18 protein-coding genes are annotated in these 17,264 nt (G+C 65.8%); 8 read left to right on the top strand and 10 right to left on the bottom strand.

The features are described 5' to 3' along the window. Nucleotides 1–96: 96 nt before the first annotated feature. Complete coding sequence (locus CH305_RS25610) at nt 97–951, bottom strand: universal stress protein (protein WP_094616558.1); 855 nt, start codon at nt 949–951, stop codon at nt 97–99. Nucleotides 952–970: 19 nt separating this feature from the next. Continuing rightward, the gene (locus tag CH305_RS25605) at nt 971–2,473 is read right to left on the bottom strand and encodes an APC family permease (RefSeq protein ID WP_032376840.1); all 1,503 of its coding nucleotides are present in this window, start codon (nt 2,471–2,473) and stop codon (nt 971–973) included. A gap of 237 nt (nt 2,474–2,710) precedes the next feature. Between CH305_RS25605 and CH305_RS25600 the strand changes: the two genes are divergently transcribed. Beyond that, on the top strand, nt 2,711–3,835 hold the full coding sequence (locus CH305_RS25600; RefSeq protein ID WP_094705392.1) for an adenosine deaminase: 1,125 nt from the start codon (nt 2,711–2,713) through the stop codon (nt 3,833–3,835). A 22-nt stretch (nt 3,836–3,857) separates the two neighbouring features. Here the strand turns inward: CH305_RS25600 and CH305_RS25595 are convergent, their stop codons facing one another. From CH305_RS25595 to CH305_RS25580, 5 genes are read right to left on the bottom strand one after another with little or no spacing between them, the layout of a single operon-like run. Next, on the bottom strand, nt 3,858–5,132 hold the full coding sequence (locus CH305_RS25595) for a primosomal protein (RefSeq protein ID WP_179278407.1): 1,275 nt from the start codon (nt 5,130–5,132) through the stop codon (nt 3,858–3,860). Between the two features lie 15 nt (nt 5,133–5,147). Then, nucleotides 5,148–5,462 carry a YbaB/EbfC family nucleoid-associated protein gene (locus CH305_RS29205; RefSeq protein ID WP_052070163.1) on the bottom strand — a complete coding sequence of 105 codons (315 nt, stop codon included), beginning with the start codon at nt 5,460–5,462 and terminating at the stop codon, nt 5,148–5,150. After that, nucleotides 5,459–5,812 (bottom strand): hypothetical protein, encoded by a 354-nt coding sequence (locus CH305_RS25590; protein ID WP_094608012.1) that lies wholly within the window; start codon nt 5,810–5,812, stop codon nt 5,459–5,461. Before CH305_RS25590 ends, CH305_RS29205 begins: the two co-directional genes overlap by 4 nt. Beyond that, nucleotides 5,809–6,939, bottom strand: a complete 1,131-nt coding sequence (locus CH305_RS25585) for a C40 family peptidase (protein WP_094705390.1) — start codon at nt 6,937–6,939, stop codon at nt 5,809–5,811. Before CH305_RS25585 ends, CH305_RS25590 begins: the two co-directional genes overlap by 4 nt. Before the next feature lie 5 nt (nt 6,940–6,944). Further along, nucleotides 6,945–7,277 carry a type VII secretion target gene (locus CH305_RS25580; RefSeq protein ID WP_094705388.1) on the bottom strand — a complete coding sequence of 111 codons (333 nt, stop codon included), beginning with the start codon at nt 7,275–7,277 and terminating at the stop codon, nt 6,945–6,947. A gap of 133 nt (nt 7,278–7,410) precedes the next feature. Between CH305_RS25580 and upp the strand changes: the two genes are divergently transcribed. Further along, nucleotides 7,411–8,034 (top strand): uracil phosphoribosyltransferase, encoded by a 624-nt coding sequence (gene upp / locus CH305_RS25575; RefSeq protein WP_032376845.1) that lies wholly within the window; start codon nt 7,411–7,413, stop codon nt 8,032–8,034. Nucleotides 8,035–8,114: 80 nt separating this feature from the next. Beyond that, nucleotides 8,115–8,963: a DUF2797 domain-containing protein gene (locus CH305_RS25570; protein ID WP_249304952.1), complete on the top strand. Its 849-nt coding sequence runs from the start codon at nt 8,115–8,117 to the stop codon at nt 8,961–8,963. Nucleotides 8,964–8,981: 18 nt separating this feature from the next. Here the strand turns inward: CH305_RS25570 and CH305_RS25565 are convergent, their stop codons facing one another. Continuing rightward, the gene (locus CH305_RS25565; protein WP_094705386.1) at nt 8,982–10,583 is read right to left on the bottom strand and encodes a phospho-sugar mutase; all 1,602 of its coding nucleotides are present in this window, start codon (nt 10,581–10,583) and stop codon (nt 8,982–8,984) included. Beyond that, nucleotides 10,580–11,374: a purine-nucleoside phosphorylase gene (locus CH305_RS25560; RefSeq protein WP_094705402.1), complete on the bottom strand. Its 795-nt coding sequence runs from the start codon at nt 11,372–11,374 to the stop codon at nt 10,580–10,582. The genes CH305_RS25565 and CH305_RS25560 overlap by 4 nt, the downstream gene beginning before the upstream one ends. Nucleotides 11,375–11,494: 120 nt before the next feature. On the opposite strand from CH305_RS25560, the gene CH305_RS25555 reads away from it, so the two are divergent. From CH305_RS25555 to CH305_RS25540, 4 genes are all read left to right on the top strand, one after another. Next, nucleotides 11,495–12,199, top strand: a complete 705-nt coding sequence (locus CH305_RS25555; RefSeq protein WP_032405061.1) for an enoyl-CoA hydratase/isomerase family protein — start codon at nt 11,495–11,497, stop codon at nt 12,197–12,199. Nucleotides 12,200–12,310: 111 nt separating this feature from the next. Continuing rightward, nucleotides 12,311–13,474, top strand: coding sequence for a M20 family metallopeptidase (locus CH305_RS25550; protein ID WP_037156236.1), 1,164 nt, complete (start codon nt 12,311–12,313; stop codon nt 13,472–13,474). Beyond that, on the top strand, nt 13,471–14,634 hold the full coding sequence (locus tag CH305_RS25545; protein WP_032404791.1) for a M20 family metallopeptidase: 1,164 nt from the start codon (nt 13,471–13,473) through the stop codon (nt 14,632–14,634). The genes CH305_RS25550 and CH305_RS25545 overlap by 4 nt, the downstream gene beginning before the upstream one ends. A 14-nt stretch (nt 14,635–14,648) precedes the next feature. Continuing rightward, nucleotides 14,649–15,113, top strand: a complete 465-nt coding sequence (locus CH305_RS25540; RefSeq protein ID WP_032404792.1) for a TrmO family methyltransferase — start codon at nt 14,649–14,651, stop codon at nt 15,111–15,113. A gap of 13 nt (nt 15,114–15,126) precedes the next feature. Here the strand turns inward: CH305_RS25540 and CH305_RS25535 are convergent, their stop codons facing one another. Next, entirely contained in the window at nt 15,127–15,591 is a 465-nt protein-coding gene (locus CH305_RS25535) for a gamma-glutamylcyclotransferase (protein ID WP_032404793.1), read from the bottom strand. A 182-nt stretch (nt 15,592–15,773) separates the two neighbouring features. Between CH305_RS25535 and CH305_RS25530 the strand changes: the two genes are divergently transcribed. After that, a complete protein-coding gene (locus CH305_RS25530; protein WP_032376850.1) occupies nt 15,774–17,177 on the top strand; it encodes an NAD(P)H-quinone dehydrogenase in 1,404 nt (467 codons plus the stop codon). Nucleotides 17,178–17,264 lie beyond the last annotated feature (87 nt).

Genomic DNA, 17,264 nt, shown 5'->3' with positions numbered 1-17,264 from the left:
GGCCTCCCACATCTGTGGCTCTACCGGCCAGGACCCACTCCTGTCGGCAACCCACGCTTACATGCGGAGAGGCCCCAGCCAAGACCTCCATACCGTCTACTCGTGCGGAACGACGACCACCGGCACCGGGGCGGCCCGCAGTATCTTGGCCGCACTCGATCCGAGGAAGACCCGCTTGGGGCTTGCCAATCCACTCGATCCGAGGAACAGCACATCGCCCGGCTTCCAGTCGAGGTTGCCCATGGCCTCGTCCAACGAAGACCCGTCGGCGACGATCGACTGCAAGCCGTCGATATCGGGGAGAGTGCGGGCCGCGTGCTCGAGATTCTCCTGCGCGGCGGCGACCTGTCGTCGACGCGTGTCCAGTGAGGTCTCGTCGCTCGGTGCTCCGGTCGGTTCGAGAGACACCAGCGACACCAACCGGACCGGCACGTGCGCCGCGCTGGCAAGAGTGATCGCGAACGGCAACGGATTCGGGGCCGATGCCCGGGTGGGGACGGCGACGGTGAGGTCGGTGATCGGAGCGTCGGAGAGCCGGTAGCCCCGAGGGGCAAGTGCCAGTGGCACTTCGGAGGCGTGCAGAAGCTGACCGGCAACCGACCCGATCGAATGCCGATTCAACAGACCGTCGCCTGCGCCGCCGACGACGATCATGTCGGCATCGTTCTGTACGGCGAAGTCGATGAGGGCCCGGGCGAAAGACTCGTGCGAGAGCACGTGGGTGGTGACCGCGATGCCCGACGGGACCTGGGCAGCGGCGTCGTCCACCCAACCCTTCGCTTTCGCCTCCAGCACTTTCCGGTACGGTCCGCTGCCTTCCATGACCGGTTCGTCCACGGCCATGACCAGCACGATGTCGATGGAGGCGTCGAGAGCACGAGCGAGGGCGATGGCCAGGGCTACGCCGTCGTCGCCGCTGGGAGTGGCGAGGTAGCCGACGGTGATCTTCATGAGTTTCGGTCCTTCTCTTCTAGTAAGTGTCCGGAACCTTGACTTCGGTGGACGCGGTGAGTGTCTTGCCCTGGAAGAAGTCCTTGTTGCCCACGAAGCACAGCAGCATCAGCGGGATTCCGAGTACCAGCATGCCGACGCCGAGGACGAACACTCCGCCGATCGGTCCGTAGACGGTGTAACCGTAGTCGGGTTTGATCATGTCGATTGCGCTCTGCACGAACGCCCACGTCATCGACAGTCCGCCGAGAAACGGAAAGATGCCGCGCATGAACAGGTTTCGGACGGACGAGAAGAGCGTCCGGCGGAAGTACCAGGTGCACGCATATGCGGTGATGCCGTAGTAGAACGCGACCGCGAGCCCGAGCGAGGCCACCGAATCCTGCAATGCGTTGGCGCTGACGAAGGTGAGCACCAGGTAGAACAGCAGGGCCGCGGCCCCCATCACGAGTGTGCCGAAGCCAGGGGTCATGTACTTGGGGTGCACGCTGGCGAACCGCTTGGGAATGGCCTCGTACACAGCCATCGACAGGGTTCCTCGGGCAGTGGGCAGAATGGTCGTCTGAGTCGAGGACAGCGCCGAGATCGAGACGGTCAGCAACAACAAGGAGGCCACGATCGAGCCGGCGACGGGATCTCCGAGGATGGTGAGCACGTCGTCGACGTTGTCCGGGTTGTTCAGGCCGATGCCGGTATCGCCGAAGCCGGCGAACGACTGCACGGCGTATCCGACGAGAACGTACGTGGCGACGAGGATCAGCGTGGTGATCACCGCGGCGCGTCCCGGCGTCTTCTCCGAATCCTTCGTTTCCTCGCCGACGGCCAGGCAGGCGTCCCATCCCCAGTAGATGAAGATGCACAGGATGATGGCCTGGGCCGCGTCGGACATCGTCACCCCGGTGGGAACCAACCAACTCCACTGGGGCGTGATGGCCTGAGGTCCGGCGGTGCCGGTCCCCACCTTGACCAATGCAGTCACCGACACTCCGATGAGCACACCGAACTGCACGACCAGCAGCACGTTCTGCATGCGTTCGCTGATCAGGATGCCGCGGAAACTGACGTAGGTCATCGAGACGATGAAGAACGAACCGAGTGCGACCTTGGCCGCAGTCGACTCCGCCAAGTCCGACAGACCGAGGAACTCGAACAGATAGATGGCAGCGATCTCGGCAACGTTGGCGAGCACGATGATCGCCGAGACTGCCAGCCCCCATCCCGCCATCCAGCCGACCCACGGGCCGAATGCCTTGGTGCCCCAGGTGAACGATGTTCCGCAGTCCGGGGTGTCGCGTCCCAATTCTCGGTAGGCGAAGGCCGTGAGCAGCATCGGGACGAAAGCGATGAGGAACATCGACGGTGCTTTGTCGCCGACGGCCAGGACGACGTAGCCGAGGGTGGCGGCTAGACTGTATGCCGGCGCCACCGCCGACAGTCCGATGACGATGTTGCCGACCAACCCGAGAGCGCCGGTGTTGAGTCCCTTACCCGGAATGGTGTTCGGCGGTTCCGCAATCGACATAGGTCTCTCCGAGGTTCGAGTCGACCGAGGACGTCGGAAGGAGACCCGACAGAATCGGTCGCGTGTGTTGGATGAACACTACGATTTCCGTCGCCGATTCGCTGTGTATCGACGGAATTGTTTTCATCGGAGTAACAATGCAACGAAATGGGTCGCAGAAGTAGCAGGGTTCGCCGGAATCCGCGGACTCGCCGAGGGGTTCCGGCGGACGCGCGGGCTGCGCGCTACCGTCGACACATGAGCACCACGGAGAACACACAGTCTTCGATCGGTGGCAGCGCGCCACTCGATCACGCGTCGATCAGGACAGCTCCGAAGGCGTTGCTGCACGATCACCTCGATGGCGGACTTCGACCGCAGACAGTGCTGGAACTGGCCGACGAGTGTGGTTACGACGGGCTTCCCGCCACCGACGGCGCTGCACTGGGCGAATGGTTCCGCGAGTCCGCCGACAGCGGCTCGCTGGTGCGCTACCTCGAAACGTTCGCGCACACGGTGGCCGTGATGCAGACACCCGAGGGACTATTTCGAGTAGCGCGCGAATGCGCCGAGGATCTCGCCGACGACGGCGTCGTGTATGCCGAGGTGCGCTTCGCCCCGGAGCAGCATCTCGAACGCGGACTGACCCTCGACGAGGTCGTCACCCATACCCTCGCAGGTTTCGAGGCGGGGATCTCCGCAGCCAAGGTACGGGGCAAGAACATCACGATCGGTACCCTGCTCACCGCGATGCGACATGCGGCTCGCTCGCGGGAGATCGCGGAGTTGACGGTTCGATTCCGCGATCGCGGGGTCGTCGGCTTCGACATCGCCGGTGCCGAAGCGGGCTTTCCTCCCAGCCGCCACCTCGATGCCTTCGAGTACATGCGAGCAAGCAACGCACACTTCACCATTCACGCGGGCGAAGCCTTCGGTCTCCCGTCCATTCAGGAAGCAGTGGCGTTCTGCGGGACCGACAGGCTCGGTCACGGAGTTCGGATCACCGACGACATCACCCACGAAGCCGACGGCTCGCCCACGCTCGGTTTGCTGGCCGCATACGTGCGTGACACTCGAATGCCGCTCGAACTCTGCCCGAGCTCCAACGTGCAGACCGGCGCGGTCGAGTCCTTGGCGACACACCCGTTCGATCTGCTTGCACGCCTACGCTTTCGGGTCACCGTCAACACCGACAACCGGTTGATGAGCGACACCTCGATGAGTCGCGAGATGGTCAAGCTCGTCGAGACCTTCGGCTACGGTTGGAGTGATCTCGAGCGGTTCACCATCAACGCCATGAAGTCCGCATTTCTACCGTTCGACGAGCGGCTGGCGCTGATCGACGACGTCATCAAGCCCGGTTATGCGGTCCTGATCGGCTGACCCTCCGCGCGAGGGCCGGTCGCTACTTCTTGCGGAGCCGGCCCTCGAACTCGCGCTCGAGCGCGCGCCATGCTTCGGCCTCGACGGCGAACGGCGCGCTGGGAGCGAGTCGATCGGGACTCGGTTCGAGGGTGTACGAGACGTACCAGCCCAACGGCGTCGACGTGGCGAGCGCCTCCTCGACGGATGTGTCACCGGCGAAATCGGCTGCATCGGTGAACAATTCGACGGCCAGATCCAGCTGATCGGCATCGACCGCAGTCGGGCCCTCGGCGAGATCGTCGGCCAGGCCGGGGAGCACGTACACGTTGTCGTCGGTGATTGTGATGTCGAGCGAGCCGTCGATGGCGGCGGTCTGAATGTCCGAGTACGTGCTGACCTGAGCGAGATCGTGGTCGTGATCATCGGCCAGGTACCGGGCGAGCGAGCGCTCGGAGCCGAACACGCTGATCGCACCGCCGCGGCCGAGGAACACCGGTTTGTCGCCGAGGTAGCAACGCAGGGTGTACAGCGTGTCGTCCGAGGTGATGATGCGAATCGGATCGATGCCGACAGTGGTCCAGAACGTTTCCTCGGCGGCCGCAGCGGCGATCGGATCACGATCGACATCGTCGTCTTCGGAATCGTCGTCTTCGTCTTCGTCGTCGGAATCGGAGTCGATGTCGTCCGTGGCGTCATCGGCGTCGACGGCATTCTCCGCCGCTGCTGTGATCTCGGCTTCGGCTACGGCAACGGCAGCGGAATCGACGTCGGGCGAGGTGACGATGGAGTCGACTGCGTCCAGTACGTCGTCCCAGTGTTTGGCAACCGCCGCTCCGATGCGATCCCACAGTTCGGCTCCCTCACGACCGAGGAAGTTCTCGACGCCTCCGCCGACTGCCCCCACGAACGGATTGGTTCCGAAAAAGCTTGTGACGGGCCGCAATTCGCATACGTCACCGATGGAGGCGACGATGTCGAAGGTTGCCTGCAGTTCGGCGAGGACGTCGGCTTCGGGGTCCGAGGCCACCAGCTCCGGTACGGCCACCAGATCGAAGCGATGCAGATCGTCGGGCTCGAGCTCGTACGCCGCCAGAGCGGAGACCACCGGCCACGACGGATGGTCGGTGAGATCGTTGTCGTCGTCGGATCGGACGAACGCCGCGAGCTCTGCGACGGTCGAGAATCCGTACAGATCTTCCTCGTGTCCGAGGAATGCCTCCCACTCGTCGTCGCCTTCTCGCCACTCCGGTGCCCACAGTGTCGAGAAGTCACCGGCGGTGAGACCGAGTTCGATCGGGATGATGTCTCCAGCCATGGCGCGAAGCCTATCTCAGGAGTCTGTGAACGACGCTTGCAGACTTTGCAGGATGCCTTCGCGGTGGTCGAGTGCCCCAGCGGCGGCCTCGGCAGCCACGGAGGTGATCGTCGACGCGAGTACGCGAGCGGTCACCGATCCGAGGTTCTCGGCGAGTTCGAGTTCGACCATGGCACCGGATCCATCGGCGACGACGGTCACCAGGTTGTCCGGAGAGGTGACTCGAAACCTGATGCGGTCCAGTCGCTCGTGAGTCTCGCGCAGAGTGTCCAGTCGGTGCTGGGCTCCGCCGACCAGAGCGTCGACTTCGGTGGTGTGCGTGTGGGTCATGCCTGCCTCAACCAACTCGCGGGGGCGACATCCTCGGCCGAGTCCTCGTTCGCATCGGCGGCCACTCGGGCGCTCGTGGGTAATCCGAGGCGATCGAGAACGTCGGCAGGAACGCCGTCTTCGGCCAGCAGGGTACGGCGCTGGGCGCGGGCCGCGGCGCTCGCCCGCTCGCTTTGCTGCAGAATCGTCGCCGCCAATGCGCCTCCGCCGTAACGCAGTTCGCGCTCGTCGATGGCAACTGCGATCGGTAGCCCGTGTTCGGTGGAGCGCACTGTCACCGATCCCGATCTGGTGCCCGATACCGCACTGACAACGGTGGTGTCCGAGTCCGTCACTGGCCGGCCCTTCATTCGGTCGGACGGTAGAAGCCCTTGAAGCCCATACCGCTGTTGGTCGTTCGGATCGGTCCGACCTGCACCGGATCTCCGGCTTCGACCAGCTGGCCGTTGCCGATGACCATGGCCACGTGGCCGTCCCAGACCGCAAGGTCGCCGGGCATCACCTCACCCGGTGCCACGGCCGAGCCGATGCCTTGTTCCTGCGCCAGACGGGGGATCTCGACGCCCTGTTGCGAGTACGCCCACTGAGTCAATCCGCTGCAGTCGAGCCCGCTGCCCGGAGTGGTACCGCCCCACGCGTAGGGCACGCCCTGTTGCGTCAATGCACTACGAACGGCACCCGCGGCCTCGGGGTTCGGTGCGGTGACGATACTGCCGTCGGGCAACCGCACTTCGACGCCGCGACCGGCGCTGTCGGTCGACCGGGAAGAATCGGCGGCCGGATCACCCAGATAGTTCAGTGCGCCACCGCCGCCACCACCCGGCAGGTCGGCTCCGGTAGCAGGGGAGGACAACGACTGCGCGAACGTCTTCGCCAATTTCTCACCGGCCTCGATCACCTGCGACGTGGCAGGTGAGGTCATGAGATTCGAGGAAGATCCGGGTGCAGGTACGGGTCCTCCGCCCACAGGTGCGGGCACCGTCGGCGGAGCGGCGAGTGTCCCGACTTTCGCAGTGTGCGCGGCCAATTCGGCTCGAACACGGGCAACCACCACCAGAGCCCGCTCGAGGTGCTCGATGGCTGCCGAGATCAGCATGGTCTGCCCTACCGGCGTAGCGATGATCGGTCCGGCCGAGAGTGCGATGCCCACGAACGACGCCGCGATGGCCTGCAGTTCGAGGAAACCCTGGTTGGTATCGCGGCAGGCCTGATCGACGACGGCAGCGATGTCGTCGGCGTGGTCCGCGAGGGCGATCGCGGACGAGTGTGCGTTCTCGGCGTATCGAATTGCGGCGTCGGCGGCGGCACCGTTCCAATTCGCGGCGAGCTCGGTGATCGCGACCCTGCCGACTCCCTGCGCCGCCTCGATCGCTGCCGAAGACACACGAAGCACATCGGCCGGACCCCCGGTGGGAACCGCTCCGTTGCCGAAGGCACCGAGCAGGTCGACGATCGGACGGGCCAACAGATCGATCATGGCCGCTACCTCGCGTCCGGCGCGATACCGGCCGCCGAGCCCGCGACGGTTGCTCCGGTGCCGGCATCGGTGAGGGCGTACGACACCGCCGATGCCGTGGCCGCGGAACCGATGCTCGCCACCGCTCCGGCCAAGCGCACCACGGCGTCGGTGTGCGCAAGATGGGTACCGGAGACAGCACCGAGAAATTCCTGTCCGATCAGGCCGAACACCGGTGCGAGCACGGCTGGACCGCACGCAGCAGCGGCAGCGCCCGCCGCGGCGATCTGTTGGGCCATGGTCGACGCCACCGCACTGTATGCGAGGACCCCCTCGGTGTCGACGACGAGTTCGGCCATCAGTGCCCCCTGAGAAAGCAATCGATTCAGGGCCGCCGAGTGCGACGCCCAACTGGTTCGACGCGGATGCCCGCCATTCGGTTCCCCTGACTTGCCGTTCGCGTCCGACCACCGAAGTCCTATCCTGGACGGCATGGAAACACACGTGGTCGACCACCCACTGGCCGCAGCCCTGCTCACCACGATGCGGGACGAGCGCAGCGACAATGCCACGTTCCGGACGGCTCTTCGTCAACTCACCCACATGCTGGTCTACGAGGCCACCCGAGACGCCGCCATCGATACCTTCGAAGTGCGCACCCCCGTCGCCGTGACCGAGGGCACCAGGCTGGCACGCCCGCCGTTGCTAGTACCGGTTCTGCGTGCAGGTCTGGGCATGGTGGAGAAGGCCAGCAGTCTGATTCCGCAGTCCCGCGTCGGATTCGTGGGGATGGCCCGGGACGAACAGACGCATCAGCCCGTCCCGTACATGGAGTCCTTGCCCGACGATCTGTCGCAGACGCCGGTGTACGTGCTGGACCCCATGCTGGCCACCGGCGGTTCCATGGTGCACACGATCGAACTGCTCGTCGGTCGCGGTGCGGCGGAGGTTACGGCCATCTGCGTCGTGGCCGCTCCCGAAGGTGTTGCCGCGCTGGAAGCCTCGGGCCTGCCGGTCCGATTGGTGGCAGCGAGCATCGACGACGGCCTGAACGAGAACGCGTTCATCGTTCCCGGCCTCGGTGACGCAGGCGATCGTCAGTTCGGTCCGCGCTGACCTCCGCTACCGCCGCCCGCTTGGTCCTCGGGGTCTCCTGGCCCTCGGAGGCGGCACCTGCACCCCGCCCGAGATTACGGGTGCTCGATGTCGACACCGAGCAGATCGAGTTTCACGAACTGGTCGGCCGCACATTCGGTTACCGCGCGCCGGGTGCTTCGACCGATCGGTACTGCACCGGGCGCATGGCATTTCGGGCCGACGGCCCGCCGCGCTACGTGCCGTGCCCCGGCCGGGAGCGCGCCGTCGCGTCGGGCCAGTGCGCGACCTGCGCCGACAAGGACAGTTTTCGATTCGTGCACACCGTGCATCGCAGCGGCTTCGTCTCGCGTGATCTGGAAAAGCATGTCATGCAACCGCATTGGCTCTATCTGGCGGCATTCGCGAACGGCACCTTCAAGATCGGGACGGCAGCGGACACACGTAAGTGGGGCCGGCTCGCCGAGCAAGGAGCCATTTGTGCGCGGTACGTCGCCCACGCCGACGACGGGAAAGCTGTTCGGGTGGCCGAGGATCTCGTGACCGAGTCGATGGGGCTTCGGCAGGCAGTGCGATCCGCGGCGAAAGCGGCCTCGCTGTGTCTACCGATCGACGTCGAGAAGCTCGACGCCGCCACCGCTGCCCGGGCCGAGCAGGTCCGCGAGATGCTGACCGGCGCGGGCATCGCAGGGTGCACCCCGATCGACGAACGATGGACGCCACCCGCCGGACGCGAAGCGTTGAGCGAGAACGTCAGTCGCGTCACCTACCCCGCGGATGTCGCGACCGGAGCTCATGGACTCGAAATCAGGACATGCGTCGGGCAGGCGGTGATCGCCACTGTGGACGACGACACCTACGTCGTGGATCTGGCAGCACTCAAAGGTCGGCGAATAGAACTCGGTGCCTTCACCTCGGATCTGCCCGCGGTGCAGTCGGCGTTGTTCTGAGATTCGGGATTACCAGGGCTAGAGGTGCTGGGCGTAGTCGGTCAGTTCGGCCAGTACCTCGCCCGCTGCCGCCCGGGCGCGCGCCAGTTCGTCACGGCTTTCGACCTGCTCGATCACTTCGAGGTACGCCTTGAGCTTGGGTTCGGTACCGGACGGCCGCACGATCACCCGCAGCCCCGATCCGCTGATCTCGACTGCGTCGGTGCGCAACTCGTCGTCGCGGTCAGCGTAATCCTCGACGATGACGGCCCGGCCGGCCAATTCCGTCGGCGGTTCGGTGCGTAGCCGGTCCATCATGTTCCCGATCTCGGCGAGGTCCTGCACCCGCCGCGAGACCTGCGCACCCAGGTGTACGCCGAACTCGACCGCGAGCTCGTCGAGCACGTCGAGCAGGGTGCGCCGGTCCTGTTTCAGGCCGGCGGCCAGATCTGCGAGCACCACCGCTGCCGAGATACCGTCCTTGTCACGCACCACATTCGGATCGACGCAGTGCCCGATTGCCTCCTCGTAGGCGTACACGAGACCCTCGCCCGCGCGGACGAGCCATTTGAATCCGGTCAGGGTGCGGGCATAGCGGGCACCACGCGCCGGAGCGAGCGCGGAGAGCAGTTGCGACGAGACGATGGTGTTGGCCACCAACGGGTCGGCGGGCGCATCGGCGAGGAGATGGTTCGCGAGCAGTGCTCCGGTCTCGTCGCCGGTCAGCATGCGCCACCCGCCGTCCGTGGGCACCCCGACCGCACAGCGATCGGCATCGGGGTCGAGGGCTATCGCGACATCGGCGTCGATCGCAGCCGCGAGAGCGAGCACCGCATCGGCGGCGCCCGGCTCCTCGGGGTTGGGGAACGTGACGGTGGGGAACGCTGGGTCGGGCTCGAATTGTTCCTCGACCACCTGGACGTCGCGGAACCCTGCTCCACGCAGCGCCGCTGTGGCCAGCTCGCCGCCGACGCCGTGCAGCGCCGTGAGGGCGATGCGGATATCTCGGCGCGTCGAACGAGGCAGTGCAACAACCGAATCGAGGTAACGCGCAGCGATGTCGGTACCGCTGGGTTCGACGATCGAACGGGGAACGTCGACCGCGTCGCCGGTGGCGGCGATCAGCGTCTCGATCTCCGCGTCACTCGGCGGGATCAGTTGCGTGCCGCCGCGGAGGTACACCTTGTAGCCGTTGTCCGCCGCGGGGTTGTGTGACGCCGTGATCTGCACGCCGAGCTCGGCGTCGAGGGCACGTACCGCGAAGGCGACGACGGGAGTCGGGAGCGGTCGAGGCAGCAAGACCACCGAAAATCCCTGGGCGGACAGGGTTTCCGCGGCCGCGAAGGCGAACTGTTCGGAGCCGGTTCTGGCGTCGCGGCCGACGACGACGGTCGACCCGCCGAGGCCCTTCTCGATCAACCATGCTGCGATTCCGGCGGTGGTCTTCACCACTACCGCCTCGTTCATCCCGTTGGGTCCCGCGCGTACCGGTCCTCTCAAGCCCGCCGTGCCGAACGTCAGTGGGCCACTGAACCGATCGGTGAGTTCGGCATCGGACAGGCTGCGCAGTTCGTCACGGGTAGTGGGGTCCGGATCGCCTGCGATCCAGCGCTGCACGCGTTCGGAAAGCTCCTCGGTCACAGCCGAGTGACCAATTCGTGCAGCAAGGCACCCATCCGGGCAGCGGAATCCTTACCGGCAGCGAGTACTTCGGTGTGGTTGAGGTGCTCGCCGGTCATTCCGGCCGCAAGGTTGGTGACCAGCGAGATGCCGAGGACTCGAGCGCCCTTCGCCCGTGCGGCGATCGTCTCGTGCACCGTCGACATACCCACGAGGTCTGCTCCGAGAGTGCGCAGCATCCGGATCTCGGCAGGCGTCTCGTAGTGGGGGCCGGGCAGACCTGCGTAGACGCCGTCTTCGAGAGACGGATCGATCTGGGCCGCAAGAGCGCGAAGTTCGGGGGAGTACGCGTCGACCAGATCGACGAACTCGGCACCGACGAGAGGCGAACGTGCGGTGAGGTTGAGGTGGTCGGAAATCAGGACGGGCTGCCCGACGCTCATGCCATCGCGAATTCCGCCTGCGGCATTGGTCAGCACGACGGTCGTCGCGCCTGCAGCGATCGCGGTGCGCACTGGGTGCACGACGCGTCGCAGGTCGTGACCTTCGTAGGCGTGGGTGCGGCCCTGCAGCAGCAGGGTGTGGGTACCGCCGACGTCCACCGAGGTGATGGTGCCCGAGTGACCCGACGCCGACGGCGGCGCGAAGCCGGGCAGGTCGGCCATGCGCACGGTCGCGGTGGGGGAGCCGAAGACATCGGCTGCTGCCTGCCAGCCGGAGCCGAGGACGATGGCCACGGAATGGGCGTCGACTCCGGTCGCCGCGGCGAGAGCGTCGGCGGCGGTGCGCGCGGCCCCCTCGGGGTCGGTCACGGGGTCGGTCTCATGTGCGTCGGTGGTTGCCACGATGAACAACAGTAGGAGATCGACGCGATGGATGTGCGACCGATGGAGGTTGCCACCAGCAAGTTACCCCCGAGTAGTATCCGCTGCATGCCTTATCTCGAACGCGACGGCGACGTCCACATCCTGTTCCTCGGTGCCCAGGACGGCGCGGACAATCCGGAGAATCGGTTCCACCCGGACTGGATCGACGCCACCCACGCGTTGCTCGACGAGGTCGAGGCTTCGACCGGTCCGGCGGCACTGGTCACCACGTCGGCGGGCAAGTTCTACAGCAACGGTCTCGACACCGATTGGCTCTTCGCCAACCTGGACAAGATCACCTGGTACCTCGACCGTGTCCACACGCTCTACACCCGGCTCCTGGCGTTTCCGATGGCCACCGTCGCCGCGGTGCAGGGGCACGCGTTCGGAGCGGGCGCAATGTTCGCCACCTCGCACGACTTCCGCATCCAACGCGCCGACCGAGGCTTCTACTGCCTGCCCGAGGTGAACCTGAACATGCCGTTCACCGTGGGGATGTCCGCGTTGATCAACTCCCGGCTGCCCAAGCAGACGGCCGTCGAGGCAATGACGACCGGTCGCCGCTACGGCGGTGCCGACGCCGTGACCGCCGGAATCGTCGAGGCGACGGCACCGGAGGAGTCTTTGGTGTCCGATGCGGTCGCGAAGGCTGCGGCGCTGACGAGCACCCGGGGTGCAAATCTTGCCGGAATCAAGGCACGTATGCACGTGGATCTGCTCGCCGCGCTGAACACCGCAACCGACGACAGCAACTTCAGCTTCGGAAAGTAGCAAGCCGGTCTCTGCCTGCAAGTCGGCACAGCCGTTCCGACACTCGGCCACGCTAGTGACACACTGTCTCTCGTGACGGACGAATCGAACAGTGCTGCTGTGGCCAGTGCCATGGACCGCGCCCTGGCCGCCGCGACCGGCGAACTGGTCGCACTGTCGCACTCGATTCATGCCGAGCCCGAGCTGGCGTTCGAAGAACATCGCAGCGTCGCCAAGATCCTCGAAACGCTCAGAGCCCACGATTTCGAGATCGAGTCGAACGTGGCAGACATGGATACCGCGTTCACCGCGTCGTTCGGCAGCGGGGACCTGGTGATCGGTATCTGTGCGGAGTACGACGCCCTGCCGGAGATCGGTCATGCGTGCGGGCACAACATCATTGCGGCGTCCGCGGTGGGGGCGGCGCTTGCATTGGCTCCGGTCGCCGACGCTCTGGGCGTCACCGTCCGAGTGCTCGGCACCCCGGCCGAGGAGACCGGCGGCGGCAAGGTGCTGATGCTCGAGCGCGGAGTGTTCGACGGCATCGGCGCGGCACTGATGGTCCACCCCGGACCCTTCGACATCGTCGGTGCGACGTCGCTGGCTCTGGCCGACGTCGCCGTGCAGTTCACCGGCCGCGCCGCGCATGCCTCGGCCGCTCCGGAATGGGGAATCAACGCAGGCGATGCGGTCACCATCTCCCAGGTGGCGCTCGGTTTGCTGCGTCAGCACCTGGCACCCGGTCAGCAGTTCCACGGCATCGTCAGCGATGGCGGGGCGGCGCCGAACATCGTTCCCGGCCATGCCGAGTTGCTCTACTACCTGCGCGCGAACACCACGGAGTCGCTCGAGGCGCTGACGACCAAGGCGTTCGCGTGTTTCGAGGCCGGGGCACTCGCCACCGGGTGTACTCACGAGATTCGTACGGTGTCACCGACATACGCTGCGTTGACGCCGGATTCGTGGCTGGTCGCGGCTTTTCGTCAGGAGATCGAAGCGTTGGGCCGATCGCCGTTGGCTCCGGATTTGGAAGGATTTCGCCCGTTGGGCAGCACAGACATGGGAAACGTGACGAATGTTCTACCTGGTATCCATCCCGTCGTCGGGCTCGACGCAGGCGGGGCGGTGACGCATCAGCCGGAGTTCGCCGCTGCGTGCGTCACCGAGTCCGCCGACCGAGCATTACGCGACGGAGCCCTCGGTCTGGCCAGAACTGCCGCGCGTGCTGCAGCCGATCCCAGCACTCGGGCCCGCCTGCTCGACGGCGTGAGCGCCCGATCGGCTGGGCAACAGTGAACACTCGTGAGGCCGCGATCGATCGGTGGATCGAGTCGCATACGGCAGATCTGTCGCTGTGGCGTCGGCACATTCACGCCAACCCGGAACTCGCTCGACGCGAATTCGGCACCACCGCATTCGTGATCGAACAACTGGAAGCAGCGGGCCTGTCACCCAAGCCCCTCCCCGGCGGAACGGGGTTGATCTGCGACATCGGACCCGACGGTCCTCGTGTCGCGTTGCGGGCAGACATGGATGCCCTACCGCTGCAGGAGAACACCGGCGCGGCGTATTCGTCGACTGTGCCCGGGGTGTCGCACGCCTGCGGCCACGACGCGCACACCACGGTGCTGCTCGCGACCGGGCTGGCGCTGGCATCGCTGCCGGATCTGCAGTACGGGGTGCGCCTGATCTTTCAGCCCGCCGAGGAGGTCATGCCCGGGGGTGCGCTGGACGCGGTGGCCGCGGGCGCGCTCGACGGTGTCACCAAGATCTTTGCGCTGCACTGTGATCCGCGGCTCGAGGTGGGACAGGTCGGCGTACGTGTCGGTGCCATCACCTCCGCCGCCGACACCGTCGAGCTGCGGCTGGACTCACCCGGCGGTCACACGTCGCGGCCGCACCTGACGACGGATCTCGTGTACGCGCTCGGCACGGTGATCACCGGCCTGCCCGGGATGCTGAGCAGGCGCATCGATCCTCGGACCAGCACGGTCATGGTGTGGGGAGCGGTGGTGGCGGGCCAGGCCCCCAACGCCATTCCGCAGACCGGCATGCTGACCGGCACCGTCCGCACCGGCGATCACGAGACCTGGGCGTTGCTCGAACCGTTGGTCCGCGAGATCGTCACCGGATTGCTCGCACCCACCGGGGTGCAATTCGAGTTGCACTACCGCCGCGGCGTACCACCGGTGGTCAACGACCCCTCGTCCACGCACACCTTCGAGAAGGCGATCACACGCGTCGGGGCAACCGCCCTCGCCGATACCGCGCAGTCCGGTGGCGGCGAGGATTTCTCGTGGTACCTCGAAAGGGTGCCGGGGGCGATGGCTCGGCTGGGCGTATGGCCAGGTACCGGCCCCCAACTCGACATCCATCAGCCCACGTTCGATCTCGACGAGCGAGCACTGGCCGTGGGTGTGAAGGTGATGACCGGAATCGCGCTGGATCCGAACTAGGGGCAGGGAACGAGATGGCTTTCGAAGTGTCGCCGATCGGAATCGTTCGATCCGACCGTGCCGAGGTGGTGGACGACAACTGGGGATCCGTCGAGTCCGTCATCGACCTCGACCGGACCGTGCTCGACGTCGACGCGACTCTCGGTCTTGCCGACTTCTCGCACCTCGAGGTCGTCTACGGCTTCCACCGATGTGATCCGGCGGCGACGACCACCGGCTCGCGCCACCCCCGCGGCGACACGACGCTTCCTCGGGTGGGAGTCCTCGCCCAACGCGTCAAGGACCGCCCCAACCATCTCGGAGTGTCGCGGTGCGAGATCGTCGACGTCGACGGACTGCGCATCCGAGTTCGAGGTCTCGACGCTATCGACGGCTCACCGGTCCTCGACGTCAAACCGTTCCTGCAGTCCATGGTTCCGGAGCGTGCGGACGTGACCGAGCCGGCCTGGGTGGCGTCGGTGATGAAGAACTACTTCTGATCTGCCCTTCGAGCTACGAGGCTGTGCCGGGACCGACGTTGCGGCTGTTGCGGGTTCGTAGGTCTCGGACGTATTCGGCTGGGGCACCGGCAATTTCGGCTGCTTCCGCCATCACTCCGAGATAGCGGGCCGACGGCAGGCCACCCTCGTAGGCGTCGAGCACGTACATCCACGCCAGTACCGGCTCACGGCCGGTCTCGATGCGTAGTCGGATCTTGCGGTGAATGCCGAGTTCGGAGCCCTCCCAGCGATCCAGACTTTCCTCGTCCTCGTCCGATACGTCGTAGAGGACGACGAAGACCTGAGAGTCGGGATCCTCGACGATCGTGGCGAGTGCGCCTTCCCAGCCGATGTCGCCGCCGCCGAAGGTCAACCGCCATCCGTGCAGCCACCCGGTTCCCGACAGGGGGGAGTGTGGGCATCGCTGCAACATCTGCTCCGGATGCATGTTCGATCCGTAGGCGGCATAAATTGGCACGTCGGCCAGCCTAAACCGTATCGGTGCCGGTTGACGCGTCGTGGTCCTGTTTCGGTGAGTCGTCGCAGGTCCGGTCGCCTCCCGGGTCACCGAAGCCAGCCCTACCGACGCGCCGGGGCGGCCTCTGCAATACCGTTGAGGGGACAAAGCGAGAGAATTTCGAGCACGCGAGAAGAGGATCAATGACCCGGATTGTGATCATCGGTGGTGGTCCGGCAGGGTACGAAGCAGCATTGGTAGCCGCCCAGCACGGCGGACAGGTGACGCTCGTCGATTCCGACGGTATCGGCGGTGCCTGCGTTCTGTGGGACTGCGTGCCGTCGAAGACGTTCATCGCCTCGACCGGCATTCGCACCGAAATGCGTCGAGCCAGCGACCTGGGTATTTCGCTCGATCCATCGCAGGCCGCCGTTGCGCTTCCGAAGATTCACGACCGAGTCAAGAGTCTCGCGCAGGCTCAGTCGGCCGACATCGCCCACCGCGTCACCTCGGTCGGCGTCGAACTCCTGGCCGGCCGCGCCGAGATGATCGACACCCATGTCGGTATGGCCTCGCATCAAATCAAGGCGGTGTTGGCCGACGGCGAGGAACGCATCCTCGACGCCGACGTCGTCCTCATCGCGACCGGTGCCCGCCCCCGCGTGGTCAAGGGAGCCGAGCCCGACGGCGAACGCATTCTCAACTGGCGTCAGCTCTACGACCTCGAGGCCCTACCCGAGCACTTGGTTGTCGTCGGATCCGGTGTGACCGGTGCCGAGTTCGTCTCGGCCTACACCGAGATGGGCGTCAAGGTCACCGCGGTCTCGAGCCGCGACCGCGTCCTCCCACACGAGGACGAGGATGCCGCTCTGGTCCTCGAGGACGCGTTCAACGAGCGAGGTGTCACCCTCGTCAAGCACGCCCGTGCGGACTCGGTGGTTCGCACCGACGACGGTGTTCTCGTCACGCTGTCGGACGGTCGCACCGTCGAGGGCAGTCACGCGCTGATGACCGTCGGATCGGTTCCCAACACCTCCGGTCTGGGACTCGAGAAGGTCGGCATCGAACTCGACAAGGGTGGATACCTGCGAGTGGACCGCGTATCTCGTACCGCGGTCGCGGGCATCTACGCAGCCGGTGACTGCACCGGTCTGCTGCCGCTGGCCTCGGTCGCGGCGATGCAGGGACGCATCGCGATGTACCACGCACTGGGACAGGCCGTGAGCCCGATCAAGCTCAAGACCGTGGCCTCCGCGGTGTTCACGCGGCCCGAGATCGCGTCGGTCGGCGTCGCACAGTCCAAGATCGACGCCGGTGACGTACCGGCGCGCGTGGTGATGCTGCCACTGACCACAAATCCGCGAGCGAAGATGAGCGGGCTCAAGCGCGGTTTCGTCAAGATCTTCTGTCGCCCGGCCACCGGCGTCGTCATCGGCGGCGTTGTGGTCGCCCCGAGTGCGTCGGAGCTGATTCTGCCCATCGCGATGGCGGTGCAGAACAACCTCTCGGTCAACGACCTGGCCAACACGTTCTCGGTTTATCCGTCGTTGTCGGGATCGGTCATCGAGGCTGCGCGTCAGCTGATGGCGCACGACGATCTGGACTGATCTCACTATGTGAGAATTGCGTTTCATATTTCGGTAGCACGTGAGACAGTCGAGAGAGCGGACACACCCGTCCGCTCTCTCCTCGAC

The sequence above is a fragment of the Rhodococcus sp. 15-649-2-2 genome (assembly GCF_002258645.1).
Taxonomy (GTDB): Bacteria; Actinomycetota; Actinomycetes; order Mycobacteriales; family Mycobacteriaceae; genus Rhodococcoides.
The sequence above is the reverse complement of the archived record's forward strand: the minus strand, read 5'-3'. Positions and strand labels throughout refer to the sequence as shown.